Raw genomic sequence first — 20429 nt, 5'->3', positions numbered from 1 at the left:
AGAGACTACAATCCGGACCGGGCGGTTGACAATAACACACTCCCTGCTACCAATAAATTGGTTGGACCTTTAGTCCTATTCGGCGCGCCGCCGCGAAGGCCCTTCCCATGAACATGAAGCTGCCGCGCTTTGTCCGCGGCGCGTCTGCGGGAGATGAAATGAGAATCCGGTCGGTCGAGCCCTTCATCCTCCACGCGCCGCTCAACACGGATTCGATTTCCGATTCGACCCATACCATCACCCATTGGGGCGTCGTCGGCGCCAGGATCGTGACCGAGGACGGCCTGGAGGGATTCGGCTTCACCGGCACGCATGCCCACCTGCCGTCGGACCGGCTGGTGACCTCGTGCATTGCCGATTGCTATGCGCCGCTCCTCGTCGGCGAGGACGCGCATGACGGCGATCGCCTGTGGCTCAAGCTCGCCCGCAACCCGGCGCTGCAATGGGTCGGCCGGGCCGGCATCACCCAGATCGCGCTCGCCGCCATCGACATCGCCCTGTGGGACCTGCGCGCCAAAAAGGCCGGCCTGCCGCTGTGGAAGCTGCTCGGCGGCGCCACCAAGGAGCGGCTCGAAGCTTACAACACCGATATCGGCTGGCTCTCCATCCCCCGCGACAGGCTGGTCGAAGGCAGCCTCAGGGCCATCGAGCAGGACGGATTCCGCCGTCTGAAGCTCAAGGTCGGCCATGAGGATCCGACGGCCGACATCGGACGGATCGAGGCGGTGCGGCGGGCGGTGGGGCCGAGCGTCACCATCGCCATCGACGCCAACGGCAAATGGGACCTGCCGACCTGCCAGCGCTTCTGTGCCAGGGCGGAGGCGCTCGACGTATTCTGGTTCGAGGAGCCGATGTGGTACGACGACGTCGCCTCGCATGCGGCGCTGGCGCGCTCGACCTCGATTCCGGTCGCGCTCGGCGAACAGCTCTATACGGCAGAGGCGTTCGATGCCTTCATCCAGGCTGGCGCGGTGCACTATGTCCAGCCGGACGTGACGCGCCTCGGCGGCATCACCGAATACATCCAGGTCGCCCATACCGCCCATTCGCACCGGCTGCCGGTCGTGCCCCATGTCGGCGAGATGGGGCAGATCCACGTGCATCTCGCCTACTGGCACCCCGCCTCGCCGATGCTGGAATATATTCCCTGGATCAAGGACTGCTTCGCCGAGCCGATCCGCATCGAAGCCGGCCACTACGCCCGCCCGCAAATGCCGGGCGCCGGTACCACGCTGACGAAGGCGGCCATCGAAGCCCATTCGAAGCCCTGCTGAGCGAGACGAGGCGCATGAGTTCCGAAGACATTCCCCTCGACCGTCCCCGCCGCCGGCTGATGCGCGTTCGGCTTCGACGAAGTCGGCATCCTGCTGGCGGCGGTCCTGTTCTTCGTCGTCGGCACGATGAGCAGCCCCTATTTCATGACCGTCAGCAACCTCACGGGCATCCTGCAGAACATCACCTTCCTCGGCTTCCTGTCGATCGGCGTCGGACTGACGCTGATGGCCGGCGAGATCGATATTTCCGTCGGTTCCACCTTCGGCCTCGCCGCCGTCTCCACCGCTCTCGTTCTGAAGGGCGGCTATCCGCTGGCCGTGGCCGTCGCCGCCGGCCTCGCGGTCGGCCTCGCCTGCGGCTTCGTCAACGGACTGATCGCCCAGGTCATCAAGGTGCCGGTGGTCGTCGTCACCCTGGCGACGCTCGGCATCTTCCGGGCGATCAGCCTGGCGCTGGCCAACGGCTCGCCGGTCGGAGGCCTGCCCGACGATCCGTTCTTCTTCGACTGGTTCGGCCAGGGTTCGATCGGCCAGATCTCCTACATCACCATCCTCTTCCTCGCCGTCGCGCTCGCCGCGGAAATCCTGCTGCGCTGGACGTCGTCGGGCTTCCGCCTGCTGGCGATCGGCAGCAACCCGCAAGCGGCCCACCTCGTCGGCTACAAGGTGGAGCGGGCACGCGTGCTGCTGCTGGCCTTCTCCGGCCTCGTCGCCGGCCTGTCCGGCGTATGCTCCGTGGCCTATCTCAATACGGCCGGGCCGACCGCCGGCACCGGCTACGAGCTGAGCGTGCTGGCCGCCGTCATCATCGGCGGCGTCAAGCTGACGGGCGGGCGAGGCTCGATCGTCGGCGTGCTGCTGGGCCTGTGCGTCATCGGCATATTCCAGAACCTGATCGTGCTGTGGGGCGTCTCCCCGAACTGGACGCAGGGCGTCTCCGGCCTGGTCCTCATCGCGGCGATGTCCCTGACCTGGCTGACCAAGGGCAATGTTCGGAACGCGGCTTAGCCTGCCTTCGGCGCAACCGGAGGACAAGGGCGGCCCGATGGAGAGGGAGGAACGACAATGACGGATTCCACGCAGACGGCCGGCCTCGACCGCCGGCGCTTCGCGGCGCTCATGGGCTTCGCCGGCATGGCGGGCCTGGCCGGCGGCGGCGTCCTCGGTGCGGCACCGGCCGCAGCCGATGAAGCGAAGGCCTGGCAGGACTGGGTGAAGAAATTCTACGGCAAGCCCGTCAAGATGGCGGTCTCCTGCGCGGGAACCACCAATCCCTATTTCGCGCCGACCAAGGCCGGCGCGGAAGATGCCGGCGCCCAGCTCGGCATCGACATGCTGTGGACCGGCGTGCCCGACGGCAACACCGTCAACCAGATCGCCCAGTTCCAGCAGCTCGTGAACACCGGCTACGAGGCGATCGTGGTGATCTCCTTCGAGCCCGACGCCTGGATCGCCCCGATCAAGAAGGCGATGGCTGCCGGCGTGCTGGTGCTGACCGCCAACAACGATACGCCGAACAGCGGCCGCGAGCTCTATTTCGGCCAGGATCTCGTCGGCGCCGCCGAGGCGCAGGGCCAGCTCATCGCCAGGCTCGCCGGCGGCAAGGGCAAGGTGGCGATGACCAATTGCGCGCCCGGCTCGCTCGCCCTCGACCAGCGCGTGCAGGGTGCGCGCCAGGGCGTCAAGGCCGGCGGCCTCGAGGATGTCGGCGTCTACAACACCAATCCGGCCGACATGGCGAGCGAACTCGGCACGGTCAAGGACATCCTGCGCGCCCATCCGGACCTCGCCGCGATCATGCCGCTCTGCGGGCCCGACACCGCCGCCGCCGGCCTCGTCCGCAAGAATGGCGGACACAAGCTGCCCGTCGTCGGCACCGATCTCCTCTACCAGACGCTGGAACTGATCCGGGATGGCCATATCGACGCGACGGTCGGCCAGCAGCCCTATCTCCAGGGCTATCTGCCTATCATGTACGCCTATCAGCGCGTCGTGCTGGGAGCGCCCAAGCTGAACCTGCCCGGCGGCAATTATTATCTCGCCAACGAGGTCGTCACCAAGGACAACGTCACCGGCTTCCTCACCCGCGAGGAACGGTTCCGCGGATGAGCGACAGCGGGAAAGCGATGCTGCTCGAAGCCAAGGACATCGCCAAGAGCTTCGGCGGCGTCCGCGCGCTCGATGACGTCACCTTCGAGGTGGCGGCCGGCGAGGTGCATGGGCTGCTCGGCGCCAACGGCGCCGGCAAGTCCACGCTCATCAACATCCTGGCCGGAGCCGTCCGCCCCGACAGGGGCTCGCTCCGCGTCGCCGGCCGGGACGTGGCGACGGGCTCGCTCGCCGAGGCCCGCAAGGCCGGTCTCGTGGTGGTGCATCAGGAGCTGATGCTGTTCCCCGACCGCACCGTCGAGGAGAACATCTTCGCGAGCGTCCTGCCGCCCGGCCCCTTCGCCTTCATCGGCCGGCAGGCGCGGCGGCAGAAGGTCGAGGCGGCGATGCACCGCCTCGGCGCCGTCGTCGACATCCGGAGCCGCCTCGACGACCTGCCGCTCTCCCATCGCCAGCTCGTGGAGATCGCCCGTGCGCTCTGCGCGGGCGGTACCGTGCTCGTCCTCGACGAGCCGACCTCCTCGCTGACCCAGCCCGCGGCGCAGGGCCTGTTCCGGGCCATCCGCACGATCGTCGCCGGCGATGCCGGCGTGGTCTTCGTTTCCCACCGCCTCGACGAGGTGTTCGCCATCACCGACCGGCTGACCGTCCTGCGCGACGGCCGCGTCGAAGGCCGCTGGCTGACCGGCGATGCCGACATTCCCACCATCACCCGCGCCATGGTGGGCCCGCTGGCGGACGAGCGGCCGCGGGCCGGCGCCGCCGCCAAGACGGGAGCCGTGGCGATGGAACTCCACGGCTCGGCGCCCGGCCTGCCGGAATTCGCTCTCTCCCTGCGCGAGGGCGAGGTCGTCGGGCTCGCCGGGCTGGAAGGCTCCGGCGTCTCCACGGCGATGCAGATGCTGGGCGGCATCGTGCCCGTCACCGGCACAATCGAGGTCAAGGGCCGGCCGGTGATCTTCGGCCATCCCAGCCAGGCCATCGCGCAGAGCGTCGTCTACATGCCGCCGGACCGCAAGAAGGGTGGCCTGTGGCTGGAGCGGGATGCCGTCGCCAATATCGGCGCCGCTGCGGTGAAGCGCATGGGCCCGCTGAAATGGCTCCGGCGGCGCAGTCTGGAAAAGACGGCGGCAGGCCGGATGGCGCAGGTCGGCGTGCGGGCAAGCGCCCTGCACGAGGCGGTGGGACGCCTCTCCGGCGGCAACCAGCAGCGCGTGCTCCTCGGCCGCTCGCTGGAGGCGCGTCCCCGCATCCTGCTCCTCAACGACTTCACCCGCGGCGTCGACGTCAAGGCCAAGGCTGTCATCCACGGTCTCGTCCGCGAACTCGCCGATGCCGGCCTGGCGATCTGCCTGACGTCGTCGGACCTCGAGGAACTGCTCGACGTCGCCGACCGCATCGTCTGCATGAGCGCGGGGCGCGTGGTCGCCGACAGGCCCAGCGCCGCGTTCGACAAGCTGAGCCTGCTCGCCCTCGCCTCGGCGGCGCCGGAGCACACCCCGGCGTGAGTTCCCTGCCGCTCCCTGCCGGGACGTCGGGAGCTGCCGGGTTCATCCGATCTCCGCGCCCTCGGTGACCGGCTTTTGCGGGCGCGTCTTCAACCTCAGATACACCGCACGGTCGCGCTCCTCGGCAAGGCGCCGGGCGCGGACCCTGAGCAGGTCCTTGCGGGCGAGGAGACCGACGAGCCTGCCGTCGCCGCGGTCGATGACGGGGACGCGTCCCACATCGCCGGCGGCCATGCGGTCGGCTACGGTGCCGACGAGTTCGTCGGGATGGGCGACGACGAGATCGGCCCCTTCGACCGCTTCGCCGATCGTCGCGGCGCCATGCCCGCTCTCGCGAGCCCACGCCAGGATATCGGCCCGGGAAACCAGGCCGAACACCCTGCGGCCGTCGTCGACGACCGGGTAGCTCTTGTGCCGGTGCGCGTCGGCCGAGAAGAACGCTACCGCCTCGTCGACCGGCATCGCCGCCGGCAGCACGTCGACCTTCCCGACCATGACGCTGGCGACGAACGTCAGGTCGAAAGGATCGGCATGGGTTTCGCGGGTGATGTGATGTCCGCGGCGGGCGATCTTCTCGGTGAGGATCGAACGCTTCAGGAGAAGCACCGTCGTGGCATAGGCCATGCCGCACGCTGCCAGCAGCGGCAGCAGGCACGCCATGTCGCCGGTCAGCTCGACGGCGAACAGCGTCGCCGTCAAGGGAGCGCGCATGGTGCCGCCCATCATCGCCGCCATGCCGAGCAGGGCCCAGAAACCGGTATCGGCCTGCGGCAGGCCGAGGCCTTCGAGGGCGCCGAGCGCACCGCCGAAGATCAGCAGCGGTGCCAGCACGCCGCCCGAGGTTCCCGATCCCAGCGCGACCGCCCAGATGATCGCCTTGACCGCCAGCAGGAGCAGGACGGCCTTGATCGCCAGGTCGCCGGCGAGCAGATGGGTGATGTTGTCATAGCCGACGCCAAGCGCCGCGGGGTCGATCAGCCCGCCGACGCCGATGACGAGGCCGCCGAGCGCCGGCCACCACATCCAGTGGATCGGCAGCTTCTCGAACGCGTCCTCGGATGCATAGACCATCGCCGTCAGCACGCCGGAGCCGAGGCCGGCGGTCACGCCGACGACGATCCACGCCAGCAGCGCCTCGAGCGAGAGCGGCATGGCGCCATGGTAGGGGAAGAGCGCGCCGGGAGGGGAAAACCACGTCCGTCCGGCGGCGGCGACCACGGCGGCCACCACCACGGGAAGGAAGCTGCGCGGCTTGAGCTCGAACAGCAGCAGTTCGACGGCGAGCAGGATGGCGGCGATCGGCGTGCCGAAAATGGCGGTCATGCCGCCGGCGGCACCCGCGACGAGCAGGGCCTTGCGTTCGTTGGAGGTGAGGTGGAACATCTGCGCCAGGATCGAGCCGATGGCGCCGCCCGTCATGATGATCGGCCCTTCTGCGCCGAAGGGGCCGCCGGTTCCGATCGAGATCGCCGACGAGAGCGGTTTCAGCACCGCCACCTTGGGGCTGATGCGGCTCTGGCCCATCAGGATCGCCTCGATGGCCTCGGGAATGCCGTGGCCGCGGATCTTCTCGGATCCGTAGCGGGCCATGAAGCCGATGATCACGCAGCCGGCGACGGGCACCAGCACCGACCACCAGCCGAGCGGCGTCCCGGCGATGGGCAGCGCCTCGAGCGTCACCCGCCCGTGATAGGCCAGATTGGTGCACAGGGTGATGAGGCGCAGCAGCAGCCATGACGCCCCGACGCTGGCGCAGCCGACGACGGCGGCGAGCGCCATCAGGATGAGGACTCGGCGGTCGGTGGTGAAATCCCCCAGATGGGCCGTGGGGTGCGGGCGGGTCCGTGCCGTGCCCGCCGCAGGGCCTGCCGCCCTGCCGTGCGAAGATGGTGATATCATTGAAGTCCACTGTCGATGGCGCCGTCACTGGACGGCCGGCTCGCGGCAGCTATTATATCGTGATGCGATATTAATCAATATTTCGTTTCGAGCGGATGCGGGAAGGCAGCAGGAATGGCAGATCGACCACAAGGCCGGAGAAATGTCCGACAGGAGGGTTCCAGAAAGGAAGAGGCGGCACAAGCCGGCGGCGGAGAATTCAGCGACGCCAACTATGCCGCCCTGGCGGAATTCCGCTACGCCCTGCGCAAATTCCTGGCTTTCAGCGAATCGGCCGCGCGAAATGTCGGCCTCACTTCCCAGCAGCACCAGGCCCTCCTCGCTCTCAGAGGCTTCGCCAAGGATGGAGCGCTTACCGTCGGAGACCTCGCCGAGCGTCTCCTCGTCCGCCACCACAGCGCCGTGGAGCTGGTCGACCGGCTCGAAAAGCTCGACCTTGTCCAGCGCAGCGCCGATCCGGCGGATGGCAGGCGCGCCCTCGTCCGCCTGACCGAGACCGGCGAGGCCCGCCTGCGCGAATTGTCGAGCATCCATGTCGAGGAACTGCGCTCCATCGGCCCCGCCCTGGCCGCCATGCTGGCGCCGCTCGCATAGGCGCCGCCCCACGCCTTGATTTATATCGCTCAGCGATATATGCCGGCGCCATGACAGGCAGCGCGATCTGGGAAGGCAGGCATGGCCGGCGGGAAGCGCCCGAGCGTGGGGCGTCCTCGCGGGCATGCTGCTATTTCAACAGAAGGCACGCAGCGAAACGATGGAGACGACTGGCCTTTTCCGGCCTGGTTGCCCCTGGAGCGGATTGGACGGATACTCCTGCCATTCTTCGGTCGGCCTGTGGGCAGGGAGAGGCGCTTGGGCGATTTCTCAGTACGTCATCTTACGCAAACGCCCGCGGATCGTCCGGATGCGGACGGTCCGGCGTTCGCTTCCGCGCCGGACGCAGCGCGATGAGCGCGCCGCTGCAGACGCAGGCGTGCCGGCTGCTGGGCTGCGACCTGCCGATCGTTCTCGCCGGGATGGGCGGTGTCGCCCGCTCGGAGCTGGTCGGCGCGGTGACGCTGGTCGGCGGCTTCGGCTTCCTGGGCATGGCGGGCGAACCCGCCGCGAGAATCGAGCGCGAGGTCGCGGCGGTTCGCGCCGTGACGCCGCGACCTTTCGGTGTCAACCTCATCCCGGCGGCGACCCGCCCTGCTTTGCTCGACGAAGAAGTCTCGGCCTGCATCGCCCTCGGCGTCCATGCCGTGATGCTGTTCTGGACCCTCGACGAGAAGGTGGTGGCGCGCTTTCGGGATGCCGGCATCCTCGTCGCCTGCCAGGTCGGCTCCAGGGTCGAGGCACAGGCGGCGCAGCAGGCCGGAGCGGGCATCCTCGTCGCCCAGGGCGTCGAGGCCGGAGGTCACGTCCGCGGCAGCCTGCCGCTGGCCAAGCTCCTCCGCGAGGTCGTCCCCTCCAGCGAGGTGCCGGTGCTCGCCGCCGGCGGGATCGTCGACGGCAGGGATCTCGCCGCCGTGCTGGAGGCCGGCGCCCAGGGCGCCGTCGTCGGGAGCGCTTTCCTCGCCTCGCCCGAATCCTTCGCCCATCCCTATTACAAGCAGCGCATTGTCGAGGCGGGCGCCGAAGACACGGTGATCACCGACGTGTTCCACATCGGCTGGCCGATCGCCGCCAAGATGCGTGTCCTGCGCAACAGCACGACCGATCGCGACCGGCGCGAGGCGTTTCAGGTCCCTCCCGTGCCTATCGGCATGGATGACGGCCAGCCGGTCTACCGGTTCAGCACGGCTGCCCCTCTGCGCTCCACCACCGGCGATCTCGAGGCGATGGCGCTCTATGCCGGCAAGGGGGTCGGCCGCATCGACGCGCTCATGCCGGCGGCCGCCCGGGTCGAGGCCATGGCAGCGGAAGCGCAGGCGATCCTCGCGGCAAAGGATCGATGTCGGGGATCGGCGGCGGGGTAACGCCTGCCGATCGTGCAACCGGCCTTTCGCCCTCCATACGCGTCAGCTCTTCGTCGCCACATCGGCGAAGGCCGTTCGCAAGTCCCGCCGGCGGCAAGGTTGCCGCCTCCATCAATGCGGTCACGTCCCTCCATGCCGGTTTCACCTTCCGACCCCGAACGACAGCCTTCCTGGAAGCGCCCCTTCCATCTCTTCATGCCGATCCTGCCGGGCGCGACGTTTCGGGACAGGCTGCTCGCCTGCTTCGGCGCGCTGCTCGGCATCGGGCTGACGGGCCTGATGTGCAGCCTGATGTTCGGCAGGGATCCCCACCTGCCCTTCATCGTCGCGCCGATCGGCGCTTCCTCGGTGCTGCTGTTCGCCGTGCCGTCCAGCCCTCTCGCCCAGCCCTGGTCGATCGTCGGCGGCAATACCATCTCGGCGCTCGTGGGCGTGGCGGCGAGCCGGCTCGTTCCGGATCCGATGCTCGCCATCGGCCTCGCCGCCGGCCTTTCCATCGCGGCGATGTCGCTCACGCGCTGCCTGCATCCGCCGGGCGGGGCGGCCGCGCTGACGGCGGTCATCGGCGGGCCGGCCGTGGCGGCGGCGGGCTTCAGCTTCGCGCTGGTGCCGGTTGCGCTCAATTCGATCGTCTTGGTGCTGCTGGGACTGGCCTTCCACAAAGTCCTTTCGCGGCATTCCTATCCGCATGTGGCGAAAAGCCCCTCCGGCACGCACGGAACCAAGGACCCGCCGCCCCAGGATCGCACCGGCTTTCGCGCGGAGGACATCGACGCGGCGCTGGCGGAGCTGGGCGAGACCTTCGACATCGAGCGGGACGATCTCGACCGCCTGCTCCGCCGCGTGGAGATGCATGCCTTCATGCGCTCGCACAGCGAGTTGACCTGCGCCGACATCATGTCCCGCGACGTCGTCTCGGTGGCGCCCGATGCGGGCCTGGAAGCGGCCCACGCGCTCCTCCTCGATCACGGCATCCGCACCCTGCCCGTCATCGACGGGGCCGGACGGCTCGCCGGGACGGTGGGCCTGCGGGAGCTCGCAAGGCCGGGCCGCACGGTCGGCGACGTGATGAGCCGTGCTTCGGTGGCCGACCCCGGCATGGCGGCGCTCGGCCTGCTCGGGCCGCTGACCGAACCCTCCATCCATGCGGTGGTGATCGTCGACGCCGAGAACCGCGTTCTCGGCCTGGTCACCCAGACCGATCTTCTCGCGGCGATCTCGCATATGCCTTCAAGGGACACCCGGCTCGCTGCGGAGACCTGAGCCGCCGCGGCGGGCTCGGCCCCCTCCAGCGCGGCGCGTCATCCGCCGCCCGGGTAGCGGATCGCCGCGTCGGTGACGACGACGTCGAGCGGGATGTCGTGCGCAAGGGGGTGGATCGTCTCGAGCGCAGCCTGCTCATAGCCGATGCCCACGACATAGGGCCGCACCGGCAGGGAGGCGAGCGTCCTGTCGAAATAGCCGCCGCCATAGCCGAGGCGGTAGCATTGGCGGTCGAAGCCCACGACCGGCGCGAGCATGACGTCCGGCAGGGTCTGGGCGTCCTGTTCGGGCACCGGAATGTTCCAGAAGCCCCTGACGAGCGCCTCGCCGGGCCGCCATCGGCGGAAGACCAGCGGCGCATTCCTTTCGGCCACCACGGGAAGCGCATGCGCCGCACCGCGCTCGATGATCGAGGCTACCCAGCCGCGCAGGTCGGGTTCGCCGCGCAGCGGCCAATAGCTGCTCACCGTCCGGCCGCCGAGGTCCATCAGCAGCGCATCGAGATGGCTGGCGATGCGGGCGGCCCTCTCGGAGCGGGCAGCGGCCGGCAAGGCCAGCCTATCGGCGATCAGCCGCGTCCTCTGCGTCCTGCGCCACGCCATCACCGCATCCCGCGGCATGGGTTTCGACGGCGCGCCCCGGTCGTCGCCGTCGAGTTCGTGCAGGAAGCACGGCGGGGAGGAAAATTCGCGCGGCTCGTCATCGGGGTCCGGCTTGCTCATCGTCGGCGACACCTTTCAACGGCGGAAGGACGACGATGCCTTCCGATCCGACCTCGGCATGCCCATTCTCGCGCTTCCCGACCGAACGGATATGCCCCCGCACGACGCAACAGTGGTCGAGAGCGTCCCCGAAGGCCCGATATCGCGCTCTCCACGACCGCCCCCGCCCCGGCGTCGGCTGCCGGAACTTTGCCGGCAGGGCGACGTTGATGCGAGGCCCGCAGTGGGGAGGCAGGTAAAGGAAGCCATGGAGAAGCAGGAAAGCGGGGCTCTCGTCGGGCACGGCGCCATGTCGTTGCCCTCGGTGATCATCGACAGCTACAATCTGGAGATCCGGGACAGAAACGGCTTCATCGGCGACCGGGCGAGCAAGTCGGCCTTTCGCGAGAAGCTGGAGGATTGGCGCAAGCGGGTCCGCAAGGGCGGCGAAGACCCGCTCGGCGACACCGCGACGAAGGAACTGTCCACCCGGCAGATCGACGAATACCTCAATGGCGAGGACAAGCAGGCCGCAGCCCTGGTGATGAGCGCCGTCGACGATTTCGCCGGCGATCTCGCGCATGTCCTGCGCCGTTTCCTCAAGGAGGCCAGCTGGAAGAATACGGCGCGCATCGTCGTCGGCGGCGGCATGAAGGAGAGCGAATTCGGCGAGCTCGCCATTGCCCGCGCGATGATCCTGATGAAGGCCGAGGGCGTATCGATCGAACTGGTGCCGATCGTCCATCATCCCGACGAGGCCGGCCTCATCGGCGCCGCCCATCTAATGCCGGCCTGGATGCTCGATGGCTATGACGGCATCGTGGCGGTCGACATCGGCGGCACCAACATCCGGGCGGGCATCGTCGAGACGCGGCTGAAGGACAAGCGCGACCTGTCGAAGGCGAGGGTGTGGAAATCCGAACTTTGGCGCCATTCGGACGACGCGCCGGCACGCGGGGCGACCGTCGAGCGCCTGGCGGGCATGCTGAAGAAGCTGATCGCCCATGCGGAAAAGGAAAAGTTCGGCCTCGCCCCCGTCATCGGCGTCGCCTGCCCCGGCATCGTCGAGCCCGACGGCTCGATCGCCCGCGGCGGCCAGAACCTGCCGGGCGGCAATTGGGAAAGCGAGCGTTTCAATCTGCCGCAGGAACTGACGAACGCCATTCCCTCCATCGGCAAGCATGAGACCTTCGTCATCGTGCACAATGACGGCGTCGTGCAGGGCCTGTCCCAGATCCCGTTCATGCAGGACGTCGAGCATTGGGGCGTCGTCACGATCGGCACCGGGCTCGGCAATGCCCGCTTCACCAACCGCAACGGGCGCGGCGACTGACGGCGTGCGGACTTGTGCCGGGCAAGGCGCGACGATGGAGAGGCGATCACCCGATCGCCCTTCTGGAGATGCCGCGTCTGCCGGAGAGGAAGAGGTCGATCGGTGATCGACCCTCCAACCCGAAGTCAGCGCCCATGGACAGGACGACCGCGATGCCGGCGGTCAGCGGGGCGCGAGAATCCGCACCAGGCTCTGCAGGACGATGACGAAGACCACATAGAACACGGCGGCATAGCTGTAGGCGATCAGGTTCTGGAAGGTTGCCGAGGCTGCCGTCTGCGCATTGCGCATCAGTTCGCTCACGCCGATCACCGAGGCCAGCGACGTGCCCTTGAGGACGATGATGAGTTCGTTGCTCAAGGGCGGCACCGCGATCCTGAGCGCCTGGGGAAGAACGATGCGCCGCATGCCGAGGGCATAGGACATGCCCAGGGAGCGCGCGGCCTCCATCTGGTCGGCCTGGACGGACAGGATGCTGGCGCGGAAGATCTCGGTGGAATAGGCGCCGCTGTTGATCGCGAACGCCACCGTCGCGGCGAGCAGGCGGTTGTCGAGCGGCGACAGCAGCGCGATGAGCGCGGCATCGCCCGTCTGGTGCGCCCAGGCCGGCAGGCCGAAATAGACGATGTAGAGCAGGACGAGCGGCGGCACGCCCCGGAACAGGGCGACATAGGCGCCCGTCAGCAGGCGCAGCCAGCGCCGACTCGAAATCCGGCCGAGGGCGGCGGCGAGCCCGATCGCCAGCGATCCGGCGAAGGACAGGAGGGCGAGGCCGAGGCCGACCAGCGCGCCGGTGACATAGAGCTGCGTATAGCTCGTGACGAAGTCGATCATGGCGTCGCACCGGCGTCGGCGACCGCAGGCCGTTCGCGGCCCATCCGCCCCTCGCTGCGCCGGATGAAGCCGGCGATGCGTTCGCTGGGCGGGTTGGAGAAGAACGTCTCCTTCGGCAGGTCGGCGGCGATGCGGCCGTCCTCCATGAAGACGACCCGGTCGGCGACGTCACGCGCGAAGGCGATCTCGTGCGTCACCACGATCATCGTGCGGCCGCGCTCGGCGAGGTCGCGCATCACCGCGAGAACCTCGCCGACGAGTTCGGGATCGAGCGCCGAGGTCACCTCGTCGAACAGCAGCAGGTCCGGCTCCATGCAGAGGGCGCGCGCGATGCCGACGCGCTGCTGCTGGCCGCCGGAGAGTTCGGACGGATAGGCATCGGCCTTGCCGGCGAGCCCGACCAGCGCCAGCGCGGCTTGCGCCCGGGCGACGGCCTGTTCCCGCGGGATGCGGAGCACATGGACCGGGCCTTCCAGCAGATTGCCGAGAACGGTGCGATGCGGGAAAAGCGCATAGCGCTGGAACACCATGCCGATGCGTTTGCGGATACGGCAGACATTGGCATCCTTGTCGCGCAGCAGCCTGCCGCCCGCCTCGCGGTAGCCGATCAGCTCGCCATTGATCTCGATCCGCCCGCTGTCATAGGGGACGAGGAAGTTGATGCAGCGCAGCAGCGTCGTCTTGCCGGAGCCGCTGGGACCGATGATCGCCACCGTCTCGCCGCGATGGACCGTCAGATCGATCGCGGACAGCACGGGCGCGGCATCATAGGCCTTGCCGACCCCGTCGATGCGCACGACGGCCGTTCCCTTCCGCCGGATCATGTCCTCGTCATCCACCATCGCCGGTCCCGTGTCGGAGGATCCGGCCCGGCTTCGAGCCGGCCCGGATCGGGGTTGCAGGCCTTGCCTGCCCTCAGGGGCGGGCGACGATCTTGGTGTCGCCGAACCATTTGACGGCGATCTTGTCGAGAGAGCCGTCGGCCCGCATGGCGTCGATCGCGTGATCGACCTTGGCGACGAGGTCCTTGTCGCCGAGGCGCATCGCCACCGCGATCTTCTGCGCGTCGGGGGTGAGCGGCACGCCGGTCACCCGCAGCTTGTCGGGATAGGTCGCCTTGGCGGTGTAGGAGCCGTTGACGCTCTCGATCGCGACGACGTCGATACGACCGAGAATGAGGTCCTGATATTCATCGGCAACCGTATTGTAGGTCGTGACGTCGGCTCCCGCCAGCTTGGCGACCACGCCGGCGGCGGCCGTGTTGACCATCACCCCGACCTTCATGGATTTGAGATCGTCGAGCTTGGGATTGAGGTTGGCCTCGTCCTTGCGTACGACAGTGGTGATCGCCTGGGCGAGGATCGGCTGCGAGAAGGAGGCGACCTCCTTGCGCTTGTCGGTCACCACCATGTTGGTGATGGCGTCGATCTTGCCGCCCTGCAGGGCCGGCAGGATCCCGTCCCAGGCAACGCCCTGATAGTCGAGCGTCGCGCCCATATGCTCGGCCAGCGAGGCGGCGAAATCCGGGTCGAAGCCGATCAGCTTGCCGGAGGGATCGGCGAAGGAAATCGGCTTGAAATCGGGATCGGCGCCGACCTTCAGCGTTTCGGCGGCCGAAGCCGGCGGCAGGGCCGCGAATGCGAACGCCGCGGAGACGGCGACGGCAGGCAGGAAAGACTTCGTCCACTTCATCTGATGTTCCCCTTTTTTGATTGTCACCGTTCCCGCGCCGCACCGGCGACGTCGATGAACAGGGCCTGCGAGCCCGCCCGGGTTTCCAGCCTGTCGCCCGGGTCGAGCACGATGGTGGTGTCGTAGAGTTCGACGACCGCCGGCCCGGCGACGACGGCGCCGGGCGGGAGGCTTTCCCGCATATGGACGGGGCAGAGGAGCGGCTCCGGCGAGGACGCGAACCAGACGGGGCGCTGATGGCTGGCGATGGCGGTCCGGCTCCCCTCGATCGTGGCCTCCAGGCCGGGGCGCGGCGAACTGACCGACAGGCGGATATTGACCAGCTCCAGCGGCAGATCCGGGAAGGCATGGCCGTAGCGGCGCCGGTGCTCGGCATGGAAGCCGGCGACAGCCGCCGAAATACCCTCCGGACCGGCGGAAAGGAGGGGGATGGCGAGATGGTGCGACTGCCCCTTCACCCGGAGGTCGAGCATGCAGTGCCGCGCGAGCGTGGACCGGCCGAGCCCGTCGCCGACGGCGCGCTCCTCGAGCTCGGCGGCCATCGCTTCCACGGTCTCGTGCAGCGCATCGGCGATGCCGCCTTCGAGGATGCGCAGCCAGGTGCGCTGCGTCGCATATTGGATGTCGACCGAGAGGATGCCGTAGGCGGACCACACGCCGGCGCCCGGCGGCACGATGACGCGCGGAATGTCGAGGGCGCGGGCGACGTCGAGGGCATGGAGCGGGCCGGCCCCGCCGAAGGCGAGCAGAGTCATGGTCCGCGGGTCGTAGCCGCGGCCGACGGACATGGCCCGCACGGCCCGCACCATGTTCGCGGTGGTGACGGCGAGGATGCCTTGCGCCGCCCTCGCCCAGCCGAGACCGAGGGGCCCGGCGACCACGCGTTCGATGGCGGCGACGGCCGCGCCGCGGTCGAGCGCGAAGGAGCCGGCGAGCATGCCGTCCGACCCGAGCCGGTTGAGCGCGACATGGGCGTCCGTCACGGTCGGCTCGGTGCCGCCGCGGCCGTAGCAGGCCGGACCGGGGCTGGCGCCGGCGCTGCGCGGGCCGACCTTCAGCAGCCCGGTCGCGTCGATGAAGGCGATCGAGCCGCCGCCGGCGCCCACCGTCTCGACCTCGACGGAGGGCACTGCGATCGGATAGCCGGCTATCGCCCGTTCCTCGGTGAAGGGCACCTGTCCGCCGGACAGCATCGCGACGTCCGAACTGGTGCCGCCGACATCGAGCGTGATCAGGCCGTCGATGCCGTGTTCGGCGGCGAACCGCGCGGCGCCGACGACCCCGCCCGCCGGGCCGGACATCGCGCATTTGATCGGAAAGCGGCGCGCCTCGGGCAAGGTGAGGCAGCCGCCGCCCGAGCCCATGATGTAGGTGCGGGCGAGCCCCCGATCCGACAGGCTCGCGAGCCCGTCGAGGAAGCGGCCCATCACCGGGGCGGTCGCCGCATTGATGACGGTGGCGACCGTGCGTTCATATTCGCGGAATACCGGCAGGACTTCGGAAGAAACCGAGACGAACGCACCGAGATCCTGGACCGCCGCGGCGACGCGGCGTTCATGGGAGGGATCGACGAAGGAATAGAGCAGGCAGACCGCGATCGCCTCCACCCCGAGCCCGCGCAAAGTGGAGGCGATGCGGGCCACGCCGTGCTCGTCCAGCGGCACCAGCACCTCGCCGTCATGGGCGAGCCTCTCGCGGACGGCGAAGCGTCGTTCGGGCGGCACGATCGGCGGCGGCCGGCGGCGGTGCAGGTCGTAGGACGCCGGGCGGGTCATGCGGGCGATCTCGATGACGTCGCGAAAGCCCTCCGTCGTCACCAGGGCCGTCCTCGCCAGCGCGCCCTCGAGGAGTGCATTGGTGACGACCGTGGTGCCGATGACGAGGGAATCGACATCGCCGAGCCCGGCTTCGAAGCTCGCGGCGAGCCTCGCCAGCGCTTCGCCGATATCCTCGCCCTGGTTGCCCGAGCGGTGCAGCACCTTGGCGATCCGCGCCCTGCCGCTGTGCTGGTCGGCCAGCACGACGTCGATGAAGGTCCCCCCCACATCGACGGCGGCCCGCAGGCGCCTGGAAGGCGTTGCTGTTCCCGGCACGCTGCTCATGATGCATTCCCAGTCGCGGAGTCGGAGCCGGAAGGGCTGCCGAAGCCCCCGCCCCCGGCGGTCTCGATGGTGACGGCTTCGCCGGCGGCGACGTCGCATTCGGTGTAGCGCGTCACCGCCGATCGCGTGCCGTCCGCCCGCTCGACGACTGCCCGCGTCGGCCGGCCGGAGCCGCCGCCCTGCAGGCCTCCCGGGCCTTTGGCCGGCATGCTGATCTGGAAGGCGCAGCGCACGGGGGCCAGCATGCGGAACGTGCGCCGCAGCCCGGCCCCGCCGCGATGGCGGCCGGCGCCGCCGGACCCCTCGACGGGCTCGTAGCGCTCGATGCGCACGGGAATGTTGGTCTCGAGCACCTCGACCGGCGTATCGTGGAGGTTCGCCACCGGCGGGATGACGCCGGCATCGCCGTCCGAGGTCGCGCTCGCGCCGCCGCCGCCGCCCAGCGCCTCGCCATAGACGAACATGCCGGGCGATCGCGGATTGAGGCCGCCGAACGAGAACACGCCGCCGCCGCCGGTGTCGGCCAGCACCTTGTCGGGCCTGACCGGCGCGAAGGCGCGCATCAGCGCCTCGAAGGTGTGATAGGAAACCTGCGTCGCCGCGGAGATCGCGGCGGGATAGGCCGGATTGAGGATCGATCCCTCCGGCACCCGCAGGATCAGCGGCCGGTAGAGTCCCTGGCTCGGCGGGATGTCGTCGCCGAGGACGACGCGCAGCGCCATGTAGACGCAGGCATAGGTGTTGGACAGGCAGGAATTGAAGGGGCTGCGCGTCTGGGCGCCGGTGCCCTCGAAATCGACGACGAGCGAACCGGCCTCCTTGTAGATGGCGACCTGGATGGGAATGAAATCGCCGCCGAAATCGGCGACGGAGGCGCCGGTCAGCCGTCTGTCGTCGAGTGCCGCGATGCGCATCCGCATCGCCGCCTCGCCCATCGAAAGCAGGGCCTGCTGGGCGGCGAGCAGGGTTTCGGCGCCGTAGCGCCGCCCCATGTCGTCGATCCGCCGCTGGGCGATGTGCAGGCTCGACAATTGGGCCTGCACGTCGGTGCGCCGCTCCGCCGGCAGGCGGGAGTTCAGGGCGACCAGGCGCATGATGTCGCCATTGATCCGGCCGCCCTCCGCCAGCCGCACGGGCGGGATCCTGAGGCCCTCCTGGAAGATCTCGACCGCCGAGGCCGGCATGCTGCGCGGCGTCATGCCGCCCACATCGGTGTGATGGGCCATGCTCGCGGCGAAGCCGACGAGAACGCCGTCGAGAAACATCGGCCCGGCGATCACCAGGTCGGGCAGGTGGTTGCCGCCGAAATAGGGATCGTTCACCAGGAAGGCGTCGCCCGGCTGCATCGTCCCGGCCGGATATTCCGCCAGGATCGCCTTCAGGGCCTGCGGCATGGTGCCGAGATGGATCGGGATGTGCTCGGCCTGCACCACCATCTCGCCGCTCGGCGCATAGAGGCAGCACGAGCAATCCCGGCGTTCCTTGATGTTGGGCGAATGGCTGGAGCGGACCACGAGCTCGAACATCTCGTCGCAGATGGAATGGAAGCTGTTCCGGATCAGTTCGATCGCGATGGCGTCGAGCGCAGCGGCTGCAGGCGCGTCGCGGCCGATTGATGCGGGAGACGACATCCGGGGTTCCTCGGTGGACGCGGCACGCGGCCGCGGTTGACACCGACACATTCATGGCGGCAGTTTCATCCAGCAAGCGGAATATGGTTCGCCTATATGAACGAAGAAGTGAAAAGCGCCGTGCGCGTGCTCGAGATGCTGGAGCTGCTCGCGCGTTCGACCCGGCCGGTCAGCCTCAAGGAGGTCGCGCTCGAGCTCGGCTATCCCAAGAGCAGTGCCCATCAATTGCTGGCGACCCTGGTGTCCCGAGGCTACGCCATGCGGGAGGACGGCGAGCGCTATCGCCTGAACGAGGCGTGCCGCAGCGGCCCGGGCTGGACAGGCGGCGGCGACGCCCAGCTGATCGCCCTCGCCCAGCCCGTCATGCGCCAGCTGCGCGACCAATGCGGCGAGACGGTCCTGCTCGGCGTACGCATGCGCGACGGGCGCCTCAAGACGATCGCCAAATGCGTCGGCTCCATGCCGGTCCGCTACGACTCGGAACTGGCGGGGGGCCTGCCCTCCTACTGCACGGCGCTCGGCCGGGTGCTCCTCGCTTATTGGGATCCCGTCCTGACGGACCGGCATCTTGCCCGCGAGCGCATCGTGAGGCTGACCGATCACACCACCGTCGACCGCGTGCGCATACGCAGCCTCATTCAGGATGCCCGCAGGGAAGGCTTCGCGATCTCGGACCAGGAAATGGACGCCGACGGCTGCGGCGTGGCGGCGCCGATCTACGACGCCGGCGGCACGGTCGTCGCGGCGCTCGACATTGCGGTGGTCGCCCAGCGTTTCGCGAGCCGGAAGCAGTCGCTGCTCGACCTCGTGGTCGCGCATGCCCGGACGATCAGCGCGAGGAACGGTTTCCGCCCCGAGGCGCACGGCGAAGCCGGCGCTTGACGCCGAGGGCATCGAACCCCGGGGCCGGATGCCCGCGACGGCTCAGTTCCAACGGTCGAGGATGTCGTCCGTCGTCACCGCTTCAACCTGCTGGCCGTAGCGGGACTCATAGACCTTGATCGAGGCGTCATGCGTCTCGTCCGTGGAACTGCACAGCGCGTCGGTCGCCACGACCACGCGATAGCCCCTGTCCACGGCCCCGAGCACGGCGCTGAGGACGCACACATCCGTTTCGCCGCCGGAGACGATCAGCGTATCGACGCCCTCGCTCCGCAGCCTCGCCTCGAGATCCGTCTCGTACCAGGGCGAATAGGCACGCTTGTCGAGAATTTGCGCGGGTGGTGTGAAACGGTGGAGTTCGGGAACGAGATCGACCATCTCGATGCCGAGCGCGTCGATCGTCATCATCGGCCAGCACCGATAATAGCGCCGCCACGTGCCTCTTCCCTGACCGGCGTGCCGGACGGGAATGAAGCGCGTGAAGATCGTCCGCTCGGGAAATCGCGAGACGATGCGCCGGACCTGTGGCAATACGCGATCCATCCAGGGGGTCTTCCACGCCGTGTCCTCGGCGAACAGCCTCTGCATGTCCACGCACAGATGGCGGGCCGTCGCCCCGAGATCACCGTAGCGAAGGCCGCCTCCTCCCATCGCCGTGTCAAGCTCCGCCCGAATGGTTGCAAATGCCATCAAAAAAGGGAGCGCCGAAGCGCTCCCTTCCCTCTGATTACCACTTCTGGCGACCGTACCAGCTGTCGACGTCCGACCGGACCTGGTCCTTGGCGATTCCGTAGCGCTCCTGGATCTTGCCCTCCAGCTGGTCGCGCTTGCCGGCGACGACGTCGAGGTCGTCATCGGTGAGCTTGCCCCACTGCTCCTTGATCTTGCCCTTGACCTGCTTCCAATTTCCTTCGACGCGATTCCAGTCCATGGTCATCTCCTGTATGAAAGATGCAGGTATAACGCCGGGGCTCGAAAAAAGTTTCAGAGTATTCTTCATGAATGGTCCGCGGCGGAAAAGACGCGGCGCCACCGCGTGACCCGACTCGATCCTCGATTCCGCGGATAGATCTCGACGGACTGGCGGCTGTTTTCCCTTCCCGGCCGGGCCGTCGATTTTCGACATCGGGTGCACCTTTCGCCCTTCATCCTCGCCTGGAAGCGGAGAGGCGGAGAGAACCGCAATGCCGGCGTCGAGCAAATCGGAATCCACCCGCAACGTTCGACAGGCAGAAGGACGATT

The 20429-nt window shown here is 68.6% G+C and carries 18 protein-coding genes; 9 read left to right on the top strand and 9 right to left on the bottom strand.

The window, feature by feature from the left end:
* The first annotated feature begins 158 nt into the window (after nucleotides 1-158).
* From J3R73_RS12920 to J3R73_RS12905, 4 genes are all read left to right on the top strand, one after another.
* Nucleotides 159-1274 carry a mandelate racemase/muconate lactonizing enzyme family protein gene (locus J3R73_RS12920; protein WP_307427302.1) on the top strand — a complete coding sequence of 372 codons (1116 nt, stop codon included), beginning with the start codon at nucleotides 159-161 and terminating at the stop codon, nucleotides 1272-1274.
* Between the two features lie 126 nt (nucleotides 1275-1400).
* A complete protein-coding gene (locus tag J3R73_RS12915) occupies nucleotides 1401-2282 on the top strand; it encodes an ABC transporter permease (RefSeq protein ID WP_307427299.1) in 882 nt (293 codons plus the stop codon).
* Between the two features lie 57 nt (nucleotides 2283-2339).
* On the top strand, nucleotides 2340-3383 hold the full coding sequence (locus J3R73_RS12910) for a substrate-binding domain-containing protein (RefSeq protein WP_307427296.1): 1044 nt from the start codon (nucleotides 2340-2342) through the stop codon (nucleotides 3381-3383).
* Entirely contained in the window at nucleotides 3380-4891 is a 1512-nt protein-coding gene (locus J3R73_RS12905) for a sugar ABC transporter ATP-binding protein (protein WP_307427293.1), read from the top strand. Before J3R73_RS12910 ends, J3R73_RS12905 begins: the two co-directional genes overlap by 4 nt.
* Before the next feature lie 42 nt (nucleotides 4892-4933).
* Here the strand turns inward: J3R73_RS12905 and J3R73_RS12900 are convergent, their stop codons facing one another.
* Entirely contained in the window at nucleotides 4934-6790 is a 1857-nt protein-coding gene (locus J3R73_RS12900) for a chloride channel protein (protein ID WP_307427290.1), read from the bottom strand.
* A 114-nt stretch (nucleotides 6791-6904) separates the two neighbouring features.
* Between J3R73_RS12900 and J3R73_RS12895 the strand changes: the two genes are divergently transcribed.
* From J3R73_RS12895 to J3R73_RS12885, 3 genes are all read left to right on the top strand, one after another.
* On the top strand, nucleotides 6905-7384 hold the full coding sequence (locus tag J3R73_RS12895; protein WP_307427287.1) for a MarR family winged helix-turn-helix transcriptional regulator: 480 nt from the start codon (nucleotides 6905-6907) through the stop codon (nucleotides 7382-7384).
* Nucleotides 7385-7737: 353 nt separating this feature from the next.
* A complete protein-coding gene (locus J3R73_RS12890; protein WP_307427285.1) occupies nucleotides 7738-8748 on the top strand; it encodes an NAD(P)H-dependent flavin oxidoreductase in 1011 nt (336 codons plus the stop codon).
* Between the two features lie 132 nt (nucleotides 8749-8880).
* Entirely contained in the window at nucleotides 8881-10011 is a 1131-nt protein-coding gene (locus J3R73_RS12885) for an HPP family protein (RefSeq protein WP_307427284.1), read from the top strand.
* Nucleotides 10012-10049: 38 nt separating this feature from the next.
* Here the strand turns inward: J3R73_RS12885 and J3R73_RS12880 are convergent, their stop codons facing one another.
* Nucleotides 10050-10733 carry a 5-formyltetrahydrofolate cyclo-ligase gene (locus J3R73_RS12880; RefSeq protein ID WP_307427281.1) on the bottom strand — a complete coding sequence of 228 codons (684 nt, stop codon included), beginning with the start codon at nucleotides 10731-10733 and terminating at the stop codon, nucleotides 10050-10052.
* A gap of 247 nt (nucleotides 10734-10980) precedes the next feature.
* Here J3R73_RS12880 and J3R73_RS12875 point away from each other — a divergent pair, with 247 nt between their 5' ends.
* Nucleotides 10981-12045, top strand: coding sequence for an ROK family protein (locus J3R73_RS12875; protein ID WP_307427278.1), 1065 nt, complete (start codon nucleotides 10981-10983; stop codon nucleotides 12043-12045).
* A gap of 162 nt (nucleotides 12046-12207) precedes the next feature.
* Here the strand turns inward: J3R73_RS12875 and J3R73_RS12870 are convergent, their stop codons facing one another.
* The 5 genes from J3R73_RS12870 to J3R73_RS12850 all read right to left on the bottom strand — a co-directional run bounded on the left by J3R73_RS12870 (nucleotide 12208) and on the right by J3R73_RS12850 (nucleotide 18304).
* Nucleotides 12208-12879 (bottom strand): amino acid ABC transporter permease, encoded by a 672-nt coding sequence (locus tag J3R73_RS12870; RefSeq protein ID WP_307427275.1) that lies wholly within the window; start codon nucleotides 12877-12879, stop codon nucleotides 12208-12210.
* Nucleotides 12876-13721 carry an amino acid ABC transporter ATP-binding protein gene (locus J3R73_RS12865; RefSeq protein WP_307427272.1) on the bottom strand — a complete coding sequence of 282 codons (846 nt, stop codon included), beginning with the start codon at nucleotides 13719-13721 and terminating at the stop codon, nucleotides 12876-12878. The genes J3R73_RS12870 and J3R73_RS12865 overlap by 4 nt, the downstream gene beginning before the upstream one ends.
* A gap of 73 nt (nucleotides 13722-13794) precedes the next feature.
* Nucleotides 13795-14571 carry an ABC transporter substrate-binding protein gene (locus J3R73_RS12860; RefSeq protein ID WP_307427269.1) on the bottom strand — a complete coding sequence of 259 codons (777 nt, stop codon included), beginning with the start codon at nucleotides 14569-14571 and terminating at the stop codon, nucleotides 13795-13797.
* Between the two features lie 23 nt (nucleotides 14572-14594).
* Nucleotides 14595-16673, bottom strand: coding sequence for a hydantoinase/oxoprolinase family protein (locus J3R73_RS12855; RefSeq protein ID WP_307427266.1), 2079 nt, complete (start codon nucleotides 16671-16673; stop codon nucleotides 14595-14597).
* Nucleotides 16670-18304, bottom strand: coding sequence for a hydantoinase B/oxoprolinase family protein (locus J3R73_RS12850; protein WP_307427262.1), 1635 nt, complete (start codon nucleotides 18302-18304; stop codon nucleotides 16670-16672). The genes J3R73_RS12855 and J3R73_RS12850 overlap by 4 nt, the downstream gene beginning before the upstream one ends.
* Nucleotides 18305-18400: 96 nt before the next feature.
* Between J3R73_RS12850 and J3R73_RS12845 the strand changes: the two genes are divergently transcribed.
* Complete coding sequence (locus J3R73_RS12845; protein ID WP_307427259.1) at nucleotides 18401-19186, top strand: IclR family transcriptional regulator; 786 nt, start codon at nucleotides 18401-18403, stop codon at nucleotides 19184-19186.
* A 42-nt stretch (nucleotides 19187-19228) separates the two neighbouring features.
* Here J3R73_RS12845 and J3R73_RS12840 read toward each other — a convergent pair whose 3' ends face one another.
* Together J3R73_RS12840 and J3R73_RS12835 are read right to left on the bottom strand one after the other, a co-directional pair.
* Nucleotides 19229-19837, bottom strand: a complete 609-nt coding sequence (locus tag J3R73_RS12840; protein WP_307427256.1) for a cysteine hydrolase family protein — start codon at nucleotides 19835-19837, stop codon at nucleotides 19229-19231.
* A gap of 76 nt (nucleotides 19838-19913) precedes the next feature.
* Nucleotides 19914-20117: a CsbD family protein gene (locus tag J3R73_RS12835; protein ID WP_307427253.1), complete on the bottom strand. Its 204-nt coding sequence runs from the start codon at nucleotides 20115-20117 to the stop codon at nucleotides 19914-19916.
* Between the last annotated feature and the right edge of the window lie 312 nt (nucleotides 20118-20429).

Source organism: Labrys monachus, from assembly GCF_030814655.1.
GTDB classification, from domain to species: Bacteria; Pseudomonadota; Alphaproteobacteria; order Rhizobiales; family Labraceae; genus Labrys; species Labrys monacha.
Note: the sequence above shows the minus strand (reverse complement) of the source record. Positions and strands in the feature narration are given on the sequence as shown.